General features: G+C 44.3%; 16 protein-coding genes. 3 read left to right on the top strand and 13 right to left on the bottom strand.

Translation table 11 applies throughout. The annotated features are described in order from the left end of the window. Positions 1-72: 72 nt before the first annotated feature. The gene (locus tag ACX0G7_RS25865; protein ID WP_458926440.1) at positions 73-1,065 is read right to left on the bottom strand and encodes an aldo/keto reductase; all 993 of its coding nucleotides are present in this window, start codon (positions 1,063-1,065) and stop codon (positions 73-75) included. 7 nt (positions 1,066-1,072) lie between these two features. Beyond that, positions 1,073-1,882: a sugar phosphate isomerase/epimerase family protein gene (locus ACX0G7_RS25860; RefSeq protein ID WP_458926439.1), complete on the bottom strand. Its 810-nt coding sequence runs from the start codon at positions 1,880-1,882 to the stop codon at positions 1,073-1,075. A gap of 306 nt (positions 1,883-2,188) precedes the next feature. Here ACX0G7_RS25860 and ACX0G7_RS25855 point away from each other — a divergent pair, with 306 nt between their 5' ends. After that, the gene (locus ACX0G7_RS25855; RefSeq protein ID WP_458926438.1) at positions 2,189-2,959 is read left to right on the top strand and encodes a DUF4350 domain-containing protein; all 771 of its coding nucleotides are present in this window, start codon (positions 2,189-2,191) and stop codon (positions 2,957-2,959) included. 121 nt (positions 2,960-3,080) lie between these two features. On the opposite strand, the gene ACX0G7_RS25850 is transcribed toward ACX0G7_RS25855, so the two are convergent. The 3 genes from ACX0G7_RS25850 to ACX0G7_RS25840 all read right to left on the bottom strand — a co-directional run bounded on the left by ACX0G7_RS25850 (position 3,081) and on the right by ACX0G7_RS25840 (position 7,286). Further along, the gene (locus ACX0G7_RS25850; RefSeq protein ID WP_458926437.1) at positions 3,081-4,286 is read right to left on the bottom strand and encodes an alginate lyase family protein; all 1,206 of its coding nucleotides are present in this window, start codon (positions 4,284-4,286) and stop codon (positions 3,081-3,083) included. Between the two features lie 16 nt (positions 4,287-4,302). Continuing rightward, positions 4,303-6,849 (bottom strand): glycoside hydrolase family 95 protein, encoded by a 2,547-nt coding sequence (locus tag ACX0G7_RS25845; RefSeq protein ID WP_458926436.1) that lies wholly within the window; start codon positions 6,847-6,849, stop codon positions 4,303-4,305. A 104-nt stretch (positions 6,850-6,953) separates the two neighbouring features. Next, positions 6,954-7,286: a cupin domain-containing protein gene (locus ACX0G7_RS25840; RefSeq protein ID WP_458926435.1), complete on the bottom strand. Its 333-nt coding sequence runs from the start codon at positions 7,284-7,286 to the stop codon at positions 6,954-6,956. A 79-nt stretch (positions 7,287-7,365) separates the two neighbouring features. Between ACX0G7_RS25840 and ACX0G7_RS25835 the strand changes: the two genes are divergently transcribed. Then, a complete protein-coding gene (locus tag ACX0G7_RS25835; RefSeq protein WP_458926434.1) occupies positions 7,366-7,548 on the top strand; it encodes a hypothetical protein in 183 nt (60 codons plus the stop codon). Positions 7,549-7,625: 77 nt separating this feature from the next. On the opposite strand, the gene ACX0G7_RS25830 is transcribed toward ACX0G7_RS25835, so the two are convergent. The 4 genes from ACX0G7_RS25830 to ACX0G7_RS25815 form a co-directional block, all read right to left on the bottom strand. Then, positions 7,626-8,276: a hypothetical protein gene (locus ACX0G7_RS25830; protein WP_458926433.1), complete on the bottom strand. Its 651-nt coding sequence runs from the start codon at positions 8,274-8,276 to the stop codon at positions 7,626-7,628. 76 nt (positions 8,277-8,352) lie between these two features. Further along, complete coding sequence (locus tag ACX0G7_RS25825) at positions 8,353-9,729, bottom strand: S41 family peptidase (protein ID WP_458926432.1); 1,377 nt, start codon at positions 9,727-9,729, stop codon at positions 8,353-8,355. A 125-nt stretch (positions 9,730-9,854) separates the two neighbouring features. Next, complete coding sequence (locus ACX0G7_RS25820; RefSeq protein WP_458926431.1) at positions 9,855-10,466, bottom strand: alpha-ketoglutarate-dependent dioxygenase AlkB family protein; 612 nt, start codon at positions 10,464-10,466, stop codon at positions 9,855-9,857. Positions 10,467-10,505: 39 nt separating this feature from the next. Beyond that, positions 10,506-11,354, bottom strand: a complete 849-nt coding sequence (locus ACX0G7_RS25815; RefSeq protein ID WP_458926430.1) for a bifunctional helix-turn-helix domain-containing protein/methylated-DNA--[protein]-cysteine S-methyltransferase — start codon at positions 11,352-11,354, stop codon at positions 10,506-10,508. A gap of 111 nt (positions 11,355-11,465) precedes the next feature. Here ACX0G7_RS25815 and ACX0G7_RS25810 point away from each other — a divergent pair, with 111 nt between their 5' ends. After that, positions 11,466-12,506 carry a metal-dependent hydrolase gene (locus tag ACX0G7_RS25810; RefSeq protein WP_458926429.1) on the top strand — a complete coding sequence of 347 codons (1,041 nt, stop codon included), beginning with the start codon at positions 11,466-11,468 and terminating at the stop codon, positions 12,504-12,506. A gap of 138 nt (positions 12,507-12,644) precedes the next feature. Here ACX0G7_RS25810 and ACX0G7_RS25805 read toward each other — a convergent pair whose 3' ends face one another. The 4 genes from ACX0G7_RS25805 to ACX0G7_RS25790 form a co-directional block, all read right to left on the bottom strand. Continuing rightward, positions 12,645-12,830 carry a hypothetical protein gene (locus ACX0G7_RS25805; protein ID WP_458926428.1) on the bottom strand — a complete coding sequence of 62 codons (186 nt, stop codon included), beginning with the start codon at positions 12,828-12,830 and terminating at the stop codon, positions 12,645-12,647. A 196-nt stretch (positions 12,831-13,026) separates the two neighbouring features. Beyond that, the gene (locus tag ACX0G7_RS25800) at positions 13,027-13,560 is read right to left on the bottom strand and encodes a DUF4268 domain-containing protein (protein ID WP_458926427.1); all 534 of its coding nucleotides are present in this window, start codon (positions 13,558-13,560) and stop codon (positions 13,027-13,029) included. Then, positions 13,557-14,489, bottom strand: a complete 933-nt coding sequence (locus tag ACX0G7_RS25795; protein WP_458926426.1) for a glycoside hydrolase family 43 protein — start codon at positions 14,487-14,489, stop codon at positions 13,557-13,559. Before ACX0G7_RS25795 ends, ACX0G7_RS25800 begins: the two co-directional genes overlap by 4 nt. A gap of 119 nt (positions 14,490-14,608) precedes the next feature. Then, a complete protein-coding gene (locus ACX0G7_RS25790; RefSeq protein WP_458926449.1) occupies positions 14,609-14,725 on the bottom strand; it encodes an inositol oxygenase family protein in 117 nt (38 codons plus the stop codon). Positions 14,726-14,730: the final 5 nt, after the last annotated feature.

Here is a 14,730-nt window from a genome sequence, read left to right as displayed (position 1 = left end):
AATAAGAATGAACAATTTAATAATTCATCCCGTCATTTAGTATTATATAATCATTTTTCGTAAAGTCGGATCTTAAACCAGCTCGAGTTTACCAATTCGTTTATTGATAAGCGTTATCTCCTCTTCCGTCAGTTTTAAGTTAACCGCTTCGGCGTTTTGAACCGCCTGTGCAGCATCCCTTGCGCCAACCAACGCCACAGTGATTCCCGGTTGATCGATAGTCCACCTGATAACAAGTTGTGATAATGTAACACCTTTTTCCAGAGCCAGGGGTTCCAGGGTTTCCAGTAAATGGCTAATACGCTCAATATTTTCGGGCTTGTAAAACTTTGTGGTGGGCCGGTGATCGCCGGCCGCAAACTGATGTCCCGGTTTGATTTTGCCAGTGAGAATTCCTCTTTGTAACGGGCTGTATGCTATAATTGATTTCTGGTTCTGGAGGCAGTAAGGAACAAGTTCAGCTTCGATGGTTCGCTCGACCATGCTGTAGGGGACCTGGTTAGAAGCCAGGTTAATTGTTTTTTCAGCTTCTTCCATTTGCGCCTTGCTATAATTACAAACACCGGCAGCACGAATTTTTCCGTCAAGCAGTAACTGGTTCAAAGCTTCCATAGTCTCTCCGATTGGTGTAGTCGGATCTGCCCAATGAATCTGCAAAAGATCAATATAATCAGTACCAAGGCGCTTCAGACTTGCCTCACATTCATGAATAACGCTTTCCTTTCCTGCATACCTGTACACCTCTATCGGATTACCGTTATTATCCTCACTTTTAAAAGCGAAGTCACCTTTCTTCTCGTCCCAACGCATACCGAATTTCGTCAGGATCTGGACCTTATCCCTCGGGATGTCCTTGATCGCTTCACCAACCAGCTCCTCACTATAACCCTGGCCATAAACAGGTGCGGTGTCAATAGTTGTTACGCCTGCGTCATATGAAGCTTTGATAGCTTCAAGCGCATCCTTTTTTACTGAACCGCCCCACATCCATCCGCCTATAGCCCAGGCGCCAAAGGTTATTGCTGATAGTTTTATGTCTGTCTGCCCTAATTGTCTGAACTCCATAATTAATTTATCCCACTATTTTAGTGACCCCATGCCAATATCCGACTGATTCCGCGATTCCGGGTAACGGATCTTTCATATCCAATTCATATTCCAGGCTTGCTTTCCCCTTAAAATTTATTTTCTTCAACGCCCTTATTACTGAGGGAATGTCAATCACGCCACGGCCGACTTCAATGCCTTTTGCATCTTTTGCATTACTAATGAGATCCTTGATGTGCAGATCAAACAGCCTGGGCGCATAATCAATCACAGCCTTAGCAGGATCAGTTCCGGCGCGCAGTGAATGGCCGATATCAAGGCAGAGCCCGATTCTCTTGTCGAGTTTGTTGATCTTTGAAAAGGCATCCGCAGGGCTGGGATACAATTTGTCTTCCGGTCCGTGATTATGCACCGCTAGCCTGATATTAAATTCTTTTACCTTTTCTTCTGTGTATGGCAATAATTCCACGGTTGGCACCCCAACAATGAGGTCTACACCAAGATGTTTCGCGTATGTAAACGCCCGGTCAAGCTCCTCCTTGGTTTTAAAATAGATAACCCCGGCAGCATAGATGGTGATACCAGCTGCATTGTATTTATCCTTAACCTCTTTGATCTTCTCCGGAGAACTGTCGAGAGGAAGATGGAAATCCTTGATGGAAAGTTCTTTCACACCGGTACGCTTCATCATAGCAATGCTTTGATCCACGTCGAAATGCCGGAACGTGTACCCGGCCATACCGAGGTTATAACTTGTTTTTGCGTGTTCAAATACTGGCGAAGCGTTCGAGACAAATGAATTCAGGCCTGTGGCTGTAACAGACAGGGCTGTCATTTGTAAAAATTTTCTGCGGGAAGACATGAATGGTAATTTTTTTATATGAACAATTAATCCGTAAAAGAGGGCTGCGGGATGTATGTTTACTTTGTAAACATAAGTGAATCTGCCCCGGTTACAATAATATCGCAAAATGAGAAAATTCGTTGGTATTGCCATAGGAAACTCCTCAAACGTTACAGGAGATAAATTGCAATCCCAACGAAACATACCATAAATTGTCAGCGGTCGTGTTCCGGCTAAGACATAAAAAAAAAAATTCAGGCATAATTCCTGCCTTGGTATTGAATCAAAAACGTTATAATGAAAATCCCTGCTCTGCTTTTTCTGCTTTTTTCAGGCTTAACCTCCGTATCGCAAGTTGTTTCATTGGATTATTTTTTTAACAGGGAATTCCGCAAGGCTAAAAGCGGCCAGGCAGAACGCTTTCATTATACCTGGGAAGATACTGCCCAAACGGGATATTCAATCTGGGGACATATATTCCGGCAGCTTGGAGCGGAAACCAAAAGTATGGACGCGGCCCCAACAGCAAAAAATCTCAAATCCACCGGCATTTATATCATTGTTGATCCTGACACGGAAAAAGAAACCGGTCAGCCCAACTATATCGAATCAGATCATATCAAAGCAATTACTAATTGGGTAAAAGATGGTGGAGTTCTGGTGCTTCTGGCCAACGACAGCGCAAACACGGAACTAAAGCATTTTAATCAACTGGCTAGAAAATTCGGTATTCATTTTAATAATGACCTGCGGAATAAAGTAAAAGGCGATGAATTTGAGATGGCAGCGCTCACCGTGCCTGAAGGTCACCCGATCTTCAAGACAGCAAAAAAAATGTATATCAAAGACATCTGCACGCTCAAACTAAGCCGCAAAGCCAAGTCAGCTTTCACAGACAAAGGTGAAGTGATCATGGCCACAGCCAAACTGGGTAAGGGTACTGTATTCGCAGTGGGAGATCCATGGTTTTACAATGAGTATTGCAATGGAAGATTAACCCCGGGATTTGATAATGACAAAGCAGCGCAGGATCTTGCCGGCTGGTTACTGTTGCAGGTGCCCAAATAATGATACCGGATCTTACTTTGCGCCTGGGGGGAACTAAAAAATTTAAGCGGACATATCGAATTACCGGAATTATCGCATTTATGACTGAACGGAAATACCATTAACCTTCGACCGGGCTAAGTCAGATTGCAAACCATATCAGTGGATTGCGCACAGGCAGATTCCGGATCACTTCATCATTCACTGGCGAGTGATCAAGCTTTTTCCAAACCTCGAACCAATCTTCCTTACCAAACTTTGCGGCCCCGAAAATAAGAAAAGGCTGAGCAACCGGCCACTCTTCCCAGTACATAACATCGGGCTTCAACGGCCATTTATGTTTTTCTTTTATATAAGGAAAAAGATAAGTAATTCCTTTTTTCACAGATTGGCCCGACGGAGTTTCATATACCCAAAGATCATCTACGGGGATAGAAAGGATTTGGCAGATCATCACCATGGCATCAAGATTGAAAATAGAATATCCGTAAGGTTTCGTTCTTCTGAGTTCAAGCGGAAAACTGCCGTCAGCACTCATCTGGCCCGGCAACAACACCGACTTATACCTTTCCCTGCAAAACTCCTGCAGCTTATGATTACCCGTGAACTTTGAAAATGATGCAACCTGCATTACCCAACATGTTCCATGATTGTTTGCTGCATTCATTTCGGCTTTTCCATACGGATGGGTAGTAAGCCAGTTGAGGTATGATTCGAACCATTGCTTACATTTTTCAAGGTCGCCTTTGCTGGCTGCACCGGATTTTTGAAAGACCATCATTCCCTGGACCACCTCCATAAAATGAATAGTATCTATAATACCTATTCCCCGACCGGTTGCCCGGCCTTTTATTGCCTGTGCAAAAAGCAGGTTAGGGTTCATGAGTGTAGCAGTATCAACAAACCATGCACGGCAGTGAACCATGGCCCTGGCTGCATACTTGTTGTTACCGGTGAGTATATACGCGGAAGCAAGGGCACCAACTATCCTGCTAAACCTGATCATCGCCTTCCGATGCGCCACAAAATTATCGGGGTTTGTAAGTCCGTCGCGTTGAACATATGGACTATCCGGATTCGCTTCATCGGGCCACCAGTAATCTCCCTCTGAAAAAAAATCATGTTTTCCTCCCGCACTTCTTGGGGAAAAAGCAGCAGTAACGGTTTCAGGTTCCTGCGCAAGCGCCCATTCTGCCTCCTTGAGTATATGGTGTTTCAGTACCCCGGGAACCCTGGTATGGATATCGTTACCGGATTTACCTACCTGTGACCAGCAAAAAAATGAAGCCAGGAGGAATATAACAGTAATGGATAATCGCGGAAGAAGAAGCTTGTTGTTGTTCATCATTGCTGTTCCTGGTTAGTTAATCAACGAGAATTATATAACGTTTTCCTTTTTCAGCCTTAAACTTGATATTGTAACGTGCCGGCACCACGGTACTGGCAGCAACACCAGCAACAATTACAAATTCGGGTTTAGCCTGTTTATCAATTCCTGTTGTTACAATGTTGAAACCGGTTCCCACTGCCTTAATTGGTTTTTTATAACTGACAATACAGCTGTCATCCTGCATTGATACTATCTCCGCCTGCTTCAATTGACCATCTTTCCATTCAATGTTTACAATAAAATTACCCCGGGCCTTTACGCCGCTGATGGACCCGTCCGACCAGGCAGAAGGAAGCGCCGGTAATAAATCTATACTGCCACGATGGCTTTGCACCAGCATTTCGGTGATCCCGGCCGTTGCGCCAAAATTGCCGTCGATCTGGAAAGGCGGATGTGCATCGAAGAGATTGGGATAGGTTCCACCCCCACTCATGGTTGCCTTTGTTTTGTCTGGTTCAATAAATCTGAACGCGTCCTTCAATATCTTATAAGCATGATCCCCATCATACAACCTTGCCCACCAATTAATTTTCCAGGCCATAGACCAACCCGTACTTTCATCGCCTCTCTCGGTCAGGGTCTGTCTTGCGGCCTGACTGAGTTCCGGAGTCAGGATCGGGTTGATCTGGTTACCCGGGAATAGCCCAAATAAATGGGAAATGTGGCGGTGTTTATCAGTCTCAACATCCCAGTCTTTGAACCATTCCTGGATTTGTCCCCTTTTCCCAATATGATAAGGATATAATTTCGATCTTGCTTTTATAAGCTTTGCCCGGAACCCGTCGTTGATACCCAGGATAGAGTCAGTCTCTATCATCGCGTTGAAAAGTTCCCTGGTGATAGACATGTCCATGGTACTCGCCATACTCAGATCATATTCTTTTCCATTTATTTTGACCGTGTTTTCAGGCGATGTGGATGGATTGGTTACCAGGTATCCGGTTTGTGGATCCTCTACCAGCCAGTTGAGCAAAAATGCAGCAGCGCCTTTCATCACCGGTTGATATTGCCTGAGAAAAACAGGATCCCTTGTGAATTGATAATGCTCCCAAAGATGCGTACTTAGCCAGGCACCTGCCATCGGCCAGCAGCTCCAACGGGGCGTGGAACGTGGATCCCATTCAAATCCGCCCGGCGGTGATGTCTTGGCCCAGAGGTCAGAATTATGATGTGCCGTCCATCCCTCATTTATACCATAGTTAACCTGCGCTGTAACCTTACCATTGGCATTCAGTTCCTTCAAAAAATTAAAAAGCGGCTCGTGGCATTCGCTGAGGTTTGTATTTTCTGCCGGCCAGTAATTCATTTCAGTGTTGATATTGGTCGTATAGTTACTTCCCCATGGAGGTTGAATGTGATCATTCCATATCCCCTGCAGGTTCGCAGGTCTTGAGCCTGGCCTGGAAGAAGCAATCATCAGGTACCGGCCAAACTGGTAATATAATACCGCGAGCTGCTGATCAACCGGCTTGGAGCTGAATTGCCTGAGCCTTTGATCCGTAGGCAACTTTAACAATTGAGTGTCCGCAGCAAGCTTAAGTCTCACCCTTCCGAACAAAGCCCGATAGTCGTTTACATGACGCTGCTTTACATCCGAATATTTTTTTGATAGTACGCTTGCAAGATTTTGCGATGCTTCAATTCCAGGGTCCTTACCATTTTTACCAGGTGATTTATCAAACCCGTTGAAGCTGGTCGCACCTGAAACATAAATGGTTGCTGTCCGGCTGCCGCTCACTGTTATAGTTGAATCATCTGTTGATATAGTTCCCCCTTCAGTCGTGACCTTCACATGAACCTGGAAGTTCATACCCTCACCGCCTGGATGATCTTCATAAATAATCTGGGGTTTTTCAAAGTCGCGGTTAGCCACATATTTTGGTGCCTTGCCGGATAGTATCAAATATCCTTCCTGGCTTTTGACCACTTTGTATCTCAACTTACTGTTGATCCGGAGACTGAAGGTGAGCCCGCCGGCTCTCCCGGAAGTAAACCGGGATATCATCAGGCGGTCAGGATGACTTATAAAACTTTCCCGGGTATATAAACTGCCGTTCTCACGGTATCGGACAAACGAAATTGCATCATTGAGATCAAGCTCTCTCTTATAATCGGTGATTTTCCCGGTGCTTGCAAAACTGATTCTCAGGTCAGCCAGCGGAAGATACCTGGCAGAATAAGGCCCCTGCATTTTTTTCCAGATTGTCGCGGCGGAGTCAAAATCAGATTTGAATATTCGTTCTCTCACCTGGGGAAGCAGCGCGGCCGCACCAGGATTATTGCCAGGCTCCGGATAGCCTGACCAAAGTGTATTGTCATTCAGTTGATATCGCTCTTCTTTTATGCCGCCAAAAATCATTGCCCCGGTTTTTCCGTTTCCAAGTGGCAGTGCTTCTTCCCAAGCCGTTGCCGGAGCCTCATACCATAACTTCAAATAACGATCGGTAGCCGTCGTCTGACAATCCGCTGTGATAGTAAGCAAAACAAGCATCGTTTGAAGCAGCAATCTGATCGGGTTCATAGCAACAAAAAATTGAAAATACATTTAATTAGCCGGACACCATTGCCATACTACACGTCAGCTCCACCGCAAGGAGATCTTCAGTATGTAAGCAATGCCAGGAGTTAAAGAAAATCGGCGCGTTTAGGAGTGAAACAATCGATCAGCATACCTGCTTCGAGACAAACACATCCGTGCAAAATATTAGGTGGAACAAAATAGCCATCTCCTTTGCGGATTATTCTTTTCTCATTCCCGATGGTCATTTCAAATGCTCCGGATTCCACATAAGTCACCTGCGTATGCGGATGCTGATGCATGGTGCCTATACCACCCTTTTCAAATCGTACCTTAACCATCATAACTTCATCGCTGTACCCATATACCTGTCTTTCGATTTTGGTGTCTGCGGGCTGCCAGGCGGTGTCCTGTTCTATCTGAAAAAAATTTGTATCCAAGGATGAAGGAATTGTGAGTGATGAGTAATTAGTTTTAAAAAAGTGTTGGGTGAATTTAAGAAAGTTATGATAAACGGAGATGGGCTTTGCCTGTCAACAGTTCTACGCCCGGCTATTGGGCCAGATAGAAGTTGACGGAATTATACCGGAGAAGTTATTGTTGCTTGAAGTTAAAACACTGGAGAGATTTAAGCGCGCTGATGGCGGCAAGGATGGGCTAAAAAAAAAGAAGGGCCAGGATAAAAATCCAGCCCCGTTTTAAAATCCAATATCCTATGAAAAACCGATATATTAACGGTGTACTGTTGTACTAATTGTTCAGATGCGGGAATATTTTTTTTATTTAAGAATATTTGAGTCGACAACGCGGCGCAGGTATTTCTTATCCCTGAATATCCAGGTCACTTCATAGCTGCCCCGGTCCTCCTTATTAAGCATATATACATATATAGTACGCTTATCTTCCGAAAGGTATACAGCATTAAAAGTTTTGGGGATACCGCCTCCGTCGCGATACGCGAAAGTCGGGCTATATAAATCAAATAAAGCGGTTTGCGGAACAGGGATAGTGTCTTTATCAATGTAAAGCGTAACCGAAGAAATAGTATAACGGGGAACACTGCCATAGTTACCGAAATATGGTTTTTTGTCGATCTTAACGAGGTATTTCTCGACTGAATCGAGACGGTGTTTCGATGGGTCGAAAATTCCCGCGGTAATGTTGACTTTTATATTCCCTTCCTGGAATAATAAATTACTTCCACTGTAATTACGTGCCGGTATATCTTTCAAAGGCTTTTTACCAATTCGCTCTTCGATCCCGGCGATGGCAAAACTTGCCAGGTCATTCCTGATATCTTTTTCTCTGACCTTGCTGAAGTTGTCTTTCTTATTGCGGAAATCCGGCAGGTCATCCTGGCACAACACCGGGGTGACATTCGCTAACAAAAGGGAACAGATTGCAATCAGGAAATTTATTTGCTTAATCATATATAACTTATAAAGCACATAACAATGGCCGGTTACAGTAGATCTGTGCCGGCCATTGTAATGTTAATGAATTTTATTAAGGTTTTATAGTCCGGGGACTTATCACAGCACCCTTAAACGTACGCTCATTAAATAATTTATTTTTATTCGAAAGGTCTTCACTGGTTCCAACGCTCCTGGTAGTTGAAAGCGGTATGAAATTACCGGAAGAGATATATGAGAGCACGTTTGCCAGGGAATTCTCCTGGACGTTACCCCAATCCTTGTCAACTCCGTCGGCAGACTTACTGTCTAAAGGAATTCCGTCAAAATAGTTGCCCTGGCCATCTTTATTAGTGCTTCTGAATGATACCGGGAATATATACCAGTCTCCGACACCAATCGGGAAATAACCAACAGGTTTGCCATAAGTTGGCGTTGGTCCCACAACCTTCACATCCACATAAGGCTTAAGATTATTAATCAGCAATTCACTTGCAGATGCAGTACTATTACTTACAATGAAGAACACGCGGGCCGGACTTAAAGACCCAAGTTTTGAAAAGTTTATACTTTCATTCCATTTCGCATAGTTCTTATTAAATTCCTCCTTCATCATCAACTGGCCGGTAGCGGATGGCCTTACCAGGTAATTGGCCAGTTTTTCCTGCATGGAAACATATCCACCTCCATTATAACGAAGGTCAACTATTACATCCCTGACATTTTCACCGGAAAAACGGCTAAAAATACGCTGGAAGCTATTATATATCTGAGAAGTATCTCCAAGAAAAGAATTAAAGACCAGGTAACCGACCTTATTAGCCCCGGCCGTGTAAACTGTGTCGAGAAAGATTGGGTTTTGCTGATAGGTAGTAGCTGCCAGAGTAGAAGTCATACTGGTGCCATCCGGTTTCTGGAATTCAAACACAGTGCTCTGACTATAAAAAACCGCGTCAACTATAGCGTTTGAGTTAGCACTTGTCATATTGGAACTTCCGTTCAGTTTGGTGATTCTCCACCCCCTCCTGACTCCTGCTTTTCCGGCGGGAGACTCTTTTTCCACAGATTTAACCCGCAGATCGCCGTCGCCCCGGAAAATGACATCAATCCCAAAATCGCCTGCTATACCTGAACTTACATTATCCCATTCCGTTTTTTTCATAGCGAAACTCCACCTGTCCACTGGCTTGGTAAACCCTGGCTCAACACTATATTGACGTATCGCTGTCATGATTTTGGTAGGATCCGTATAACTCCGTGCATTAAAATTCGCCGGAATTTGTTCATACCAGAGATAAATGTCACGCGTATAACCAATTACGGTGTCCTTCATTTTGTCATTTGCCGAGACTGTCCGTGAAGAGTCAACGGGAGGGGTACCAGCATTTGAAGAAGTTTCCTTTTTACAGGAAGCCATCACGACAATTCCAGCCGCACACAGGGCGAGAAAAGAGCTTTTTGACATTTGCATATTCGGAGATAGAATTTGAGATTAAAGTACGATCAAAGACGTGTAAAAGTTTGGCCCGGCAATCCCCGGCAGCACTTTTAACAAGACCTTAGAAAATTATGAACGAAGATCATGCCGTGTTTTGATTAGCGAATTCCGGCAGGGTTAAGGGCAAGCCCGATGATCCGGAACGTGATATTAACCCGTGGAGCCGAAATCCCGGGCTGTTTAGGGATCCGGTGCTCCCAATATTGCTGACTTTCCCCGCTCATTATCAGGAGACTTCCATGAGATAGGTTTACCGATACCGACTCTTTTTTGGTGAGATGATCACGAAACTGGAAAAGCCTTTCGCTTCCGAAGCTCACCGAGGCTATGACCGGATTTTTCCCCAATTCTTTTTCATTATCGCGGTGCCAGCCCATGCTGTCATTCCCGTCGCGGTAAAAATTCAGGAGCGCTCCGTTGAACCGCACACCCGCCAACTGTTCAATGCGGGCTTTGATCTCAAGCAAGGGTGGTATCCACGGGTGCGCGTTCATGGTAATTCCCGAGTAACTATAACTGATTCCGGGATCACTGAACCAACAGGTCATGCGGGGTTGCATGATTTCCTTTCCAAACATTTTGATCGGTTCCTGGCGCCAGGGTACTTGTTCCCTGAGTTGGCTGAACAGTTCTGTTGCCGCTGGTTCAGGGAAGAAATCTTCGTATAACAAGGCTTTTCCATGATGGGTGATGAGGCTTTTCGCTTCCATTACTTTTAGTCAGATTATGCTGTACACATACCAACACTCTCAGGACCCAACTGGTTCGAGTTGTGCCGCCTCCCAACCAATCATTGCTGCTTTACGGGTTTGCCCCCAGTGATATCCGCCCATCCTTCCCGCAGCCTGGATAACACGGTGACAAGGGATCAGGTATGCGACCGGATTTTCTCCGATCGCAGTTCCGACTGCCCTGGAAGCTGCAGGGTTCTGGACCTTGCTGGCAATCCCGCCATATGTTTCCAGATTTCCCGAAGGTATCCGGAGCAAAGTCTCCCAAACCTTCAATTGAAACGGAGATCCTTTCAGATGAAGCTTAATCTTAGTCAAACTTTGCCCATCCCTGGTGAATACAGATAATGCATTTTGCTGGTTACGGTCAGTAGACTGCCTGTAAGCCGCCTTGGGAAATTTAAGTTTAAGCGATTCCAGTGCAGTAGCATCTTCATCTGCAAAAGCCATAAAACAGATGCCTTTGCTGGTGGAGCCTGTTAAAACCCGCCCGAATGGACTAGCAGCAAAACTGTAGTTGATGAGCAGGTCCTGCCCACCATTTCTGTATTCACCGGGTGTCATGCCTTCAATACTAATGAACAGATCATGTAGCCGACCTGTACCGGATAAACCTGTTTCAAAGGCAACATCTGCATTAGTGGCTTTATTTTGCCTCAATATGTTTTTTGCGTGTTCAACCGTCAGGTACTGCAAAAATTTTTTGGGACTAACACCTGCCCATTCTGAAAACATCTTTTGAAAATGGAATGGACTGAGATGTATCTCAGCTGCAACCTTATCAAGGTCCGGCTGTTCCCTGAAATTATTTCTGATGTAGGCGATTGCTGTTGCGATCCGTTGATAGTTGATCTCTTGTGTCTTCATAATAACATCGTTCCTCAACAAATGTATTTATCATTCATCACCTCTTAAACCCGAATCTTGCGAACTTTTCGGGATATTTATGACCGGAGACTTAATTTAATACATATCCGCATGGATTCTATCACACATATCGCTATAGGTGCCTGTATGGGTGAGGTGATGCTTGGAAAGAAAATCGGAAGAAAAGGGCTCGTATGGGGCCTGGCCGCCGCAAGTTTACCGGATATTGATGCTGTGGGAGGTTTGTTCCTCTCTTTACCGGAAGAGCTGATTGCTCACAGGGGAATTACGCACTCACTATTATTTGCAATACTGGCCTCTGGTTTACTGGCGTATATATGTTGGCGTTTGTACAAGAGACAAACGATCAGTTACAGTTATTTTTACCTGTTCTTTTTTATCCAGGTTGTACTCCATGATTTACTGGATACCTGCAATGCGTATGGTACCGGTCTCCTCGAACCTTTCTCATCTGCCCGATTTTCCATGAACCTGCTTTATGTGGCTGATCCGCTTTTTTCTCTATGGCCATTGTTAGCGGCCCTGGTTCTCTTTAACTATCGTGCAAACCCTTTGCGACAAAAAAGAATTGCCGGAACTGCCCTGATGTTTTCATTTTTTTACCTGGGACTGAGTATCCACAACAAGATCATTGTGGGAAAACATCTCAGCAATTCATTGTCCGGCCTCGGAGTGACGCCATCCGATTATTTCACAACTCCTACTCCTTTCAATAACCTGCTGTGGTATAGCGTGGCCAGCGTCGACACCGGATATTATATTGGTCATCTCTCGGTGTTTGATGGGGCCGGTAGACCTGTTTCGTTCAACTACTTTAGTAAAAACGAGCAAGAACTGGACTCAGTAGAAAATAAGGAAGAAGTTGCCCGGCTTAAAAAGTTTGCCGACAATTACTACACTGTTGAAAGATGGAATGATACACTCGTGTTTAATGTTTTAAGATTCGGACAAATGATTGGATGGCAGCAACCCAAGGCTCACTTTGCTTTCCATTATTTTCTTAATCCTACCTATGACAATGATCTGGTTGTGCAGCGTGGTCGCTTCGAAGGATGGAACATGCAAACCTTGTCATTTATGTACAGGCGTATCCACGGAATTGTTGAAGAAAAAAAAGAGGAGGAAAATTAAGCTCATGCTATAAAGCATTCACCGGCTTTAAACGCTGCCACGGGTTTAAGAGCCATCCTGGCACGTGTTAACAGCTATCACCCGGACACAAGCGAACCGGCCACTAGTGACCGGCTCGTTGATTGACCTTTCAAACCTTTATTTGACCGGAGATACTAACTGCACTCTAAGAGAGTCATCTTTCTTAGGTTTAGTTGTATCTTTTTTCTTTGGCAAAGTATCCTGGATCAGTTCACGGTATTCATAGCTCCCTGCATTAGTGTCTGTAGTTGCCATGGCGAATATGCACATACCGATTCCTGCCGCTAATAATAGCTTTTTCATAATATTCAAGTTTTTAGGTAAACAATAATGATTAAGAGTTGCTCTACAGTTCGGGAGTTATGTAATGGCGGGGCTACGAACTACTTATCTGTGAAAGTTTGTTAGATAGTAGCAGATAAATTCTCTTTATACTAATAAAGAATCATGCCAGTTTTTATTATTGAGCGCAGCAGACACAAAGCTGGCCGGGCTCGTGTTAGAAAGACTTACCTCCCGATCCTTCAATCAGCGCATAAATATCTTTCTGTTCTGCCCAGAACCTGTCTATGCCGGTCAACTTACTTTTCAGAAATGAAATTATAGCAGGCCAGTCAGATTTAAAATACACATTAACTCCATAGTGTTCCTGGAGAACTCTTGAAACGATTCGTCCGTCGGCCATTTGTCTATGCAGTTCCGACTGCCAGCCAGCGTCTGTATACTGGGTTAGTAATGGCATATCCACATTCACTAACTGGTTAAATAACTTTATCTGCAGGTCTAAATCAGCGTTTGAAAATTCAATGTAAATGCCGGCACTCTTTTCATCTGCCTCGAGGCGAAACCTGACCTGTTTAACACCCGTTTTATAATTTATCCAATTCACTTTTTCACCCGTCACAGAATGATGTAAGGCCATATACTTCCCGAAGGTGACCCAGAATTCGTCTTTTATTCTTTTATCAAACAAGGTGAAGAAGTTATCGTGGCCGGGCAGGAATATATCAGTAATCCGATAAGTACATATCACTTATCTGGCGTTTGTAACTTTAGTAATTCCTGCCGTGAAATTTTCAGTACCGTGCCATGTCTCAGGCCCTGTGGAATAGTCAGTTTATCAGAGATGTCTGTCCAGTTTACAAGATCAGTCGATTCAAGCATCCCATACCGGTGCTCTGTGTACTTATCAAAATACATCAGCCATTTAGCACCTTTATTGATCACCGTAGGTCCTTCAGCCCAGTAGTTTCCTGTAATTGGCGGTGAGGGTTTTGTATAGCCTGAAGTTAATCCTGTACTGGTGGCTACATGTAAGGTTTTCTTCGGTGGGTACCGGGTCTCATCTTTCAGAAACATAAAAAAAGTATTCCCGCGTTTGGTTATTGTTGCATCTATCACATTGAAACCCTGATCATATAAAATAGCAGCCCTGGTGAAAGTCCTGAAGTCTTTCGTTGTAACATAATATATCCGGTGATTGTATTTTTCATCGCCGGTGGTATCAGTGGCAGGGAATTTACCGGGAATGGTCGAGGCCCAGTATATCATATAGGTTCCGTTGTCATAAATGATTTCCGGTGCCCAGCAATTCCGCGAACCCGATTCATGGCTCATAACAGGTATGAATTGCTGGCTGCTCCAGGTAACGAGGTCAATGGAATTTGCATAACCGATTCCTTTATCGTTCCAGCTGACTGTCCATACCATATGAAAGTTTCCATCAGCGCCGCGGATGATGCAGGGATCCCGCATAAGTTTATCCTTGCTTACCGTTGGCCGCAGAAACGAGCTGTCTGAACGCAACGCTTTATATGTGAAACCATCATCACTGGCGGCCAGGTGCAATCCATCTTCCCCATTTTGTCTAAAATAGGCAAACAAAAACACCGAATCCGTCTGCGCAATAACGCCCGTATAAGATGTGAAGACCAACAATACAAAAAAGAGGAACTTGTTCACATTTGAAAATTTAAGAGCCATGCAAAAAGGAAGCGCGGTGGTGAATTTAAAAAGAAAAACCGGTTACGCTATTGGCGATAACCGGTTCCCTTCAATTAAACCCGTTAACCGGATTCTATTTAAAATTTCAATGTCTTTGGAAGATACTTTGCAACCAACGCAGTGTAATAAGGTTTGAGTTCTTCCCAAACCGGTGGTGTTGGATTTTTCGAATACAAATCATAAGGATTAAACAGTTTTA

It is taken from the genome of Flavitalea antarctica (genome assembly GCF_054461535.1).
This window is presented reverse-complemented; position numbering and strand designations above follow the sequence as displayed.

Excerpts from the sequence above, each read along its gene's own strand:
- ACX0G7_RS25865 (WP_458926440.1), bottom strand. The coding sequence starts at position 1,065 with ATGGAGTTCAGACAATTAGGGCAGACAGACATAAAACTATCAGCAATA.
- ACX0G7_RS25860 (WP_458926439.1), bottom strand. The coding sequence starts at position 1,882 with ATGACAGCCCTGTCTGTTACAGCCACAGGCCTGAATTCATTTGTCTCG.
- ACX0G7_RS25855 (WP_458926438.1), top strand. The coding sequence starts at position 2,189 with ATGAAAATCCCTGCTCTGCTTTTTCTGCTTTTTTCAGGCTTAACCTCC.
- ACX0G7_RS25850 (WP_458926437.1), bottom strand. The coding sequence starts at position 4,286 with ATGATGAACAACAACAAGCTTCTTCTTCCGCGATTATCCATTACTGTT.
- ACX0G7_RS25845 (WP_458926436.1), bottom strand. The coding sequence starts at position 6,849 with ATGAACCCGATCAGATTGCTGCTTCAAACGATGCTTGTTTTGCTTACT.
- ACX0G7_RS25835 (WP_458926434.1), top strand. The coding sequence starts at position 7,366 with ATGGGCTTTGCCTGTCAACAGTTCTACGCCCGGCTATTGGGCCAGATA.
- ACX0G7_RS25830 (WP_458926433.1), bottom strand. The coding sequence starts at position 8,276 with ATGATTAAGCAAATAAATTTCCTGATTGCAATCTGTTCCCTTTTGTTA.
- ACX0G7_RS25825 (WP_458926432.1), bottom strand. The coding sequence starts at position 9,729 with ATGCAAATGTCAAAAAGCTCTTTTCTCGCCCTGTGTGCGGCTGGAATT.
- ACX0G7_RS25820 (WP_458926431.1), bottom strand. The coding sequence starts at position 10,466 with ATGGAAGCGAAAAGCCTCATCACCCATCATGGAAAAGCCTTGTTATAC.
- ACX0G7_RS25815 (WP_458926430.1), bottom strand. The coding sequence starts at position 11,354 with ATGAAGACACAAGAGATCAACTATCAACGGATCGCAACAGCAATCGCC.
- ACX0G7_RS25810 (WP_458926429.1), top strand. The coding sequence starts at position 11,466 with ATGGATTCTATCACACATATCGCTATAGGTGCCTGTATGGGTGAGGTG.
- ACX0G7_RS25805 (WP_458926428.1), bottom strand. The coding sequence starts at position 12,830 with ATGAAAAAGCTATTATTAGCGGCAGGAATCGGTATGTGCATATTCGCC.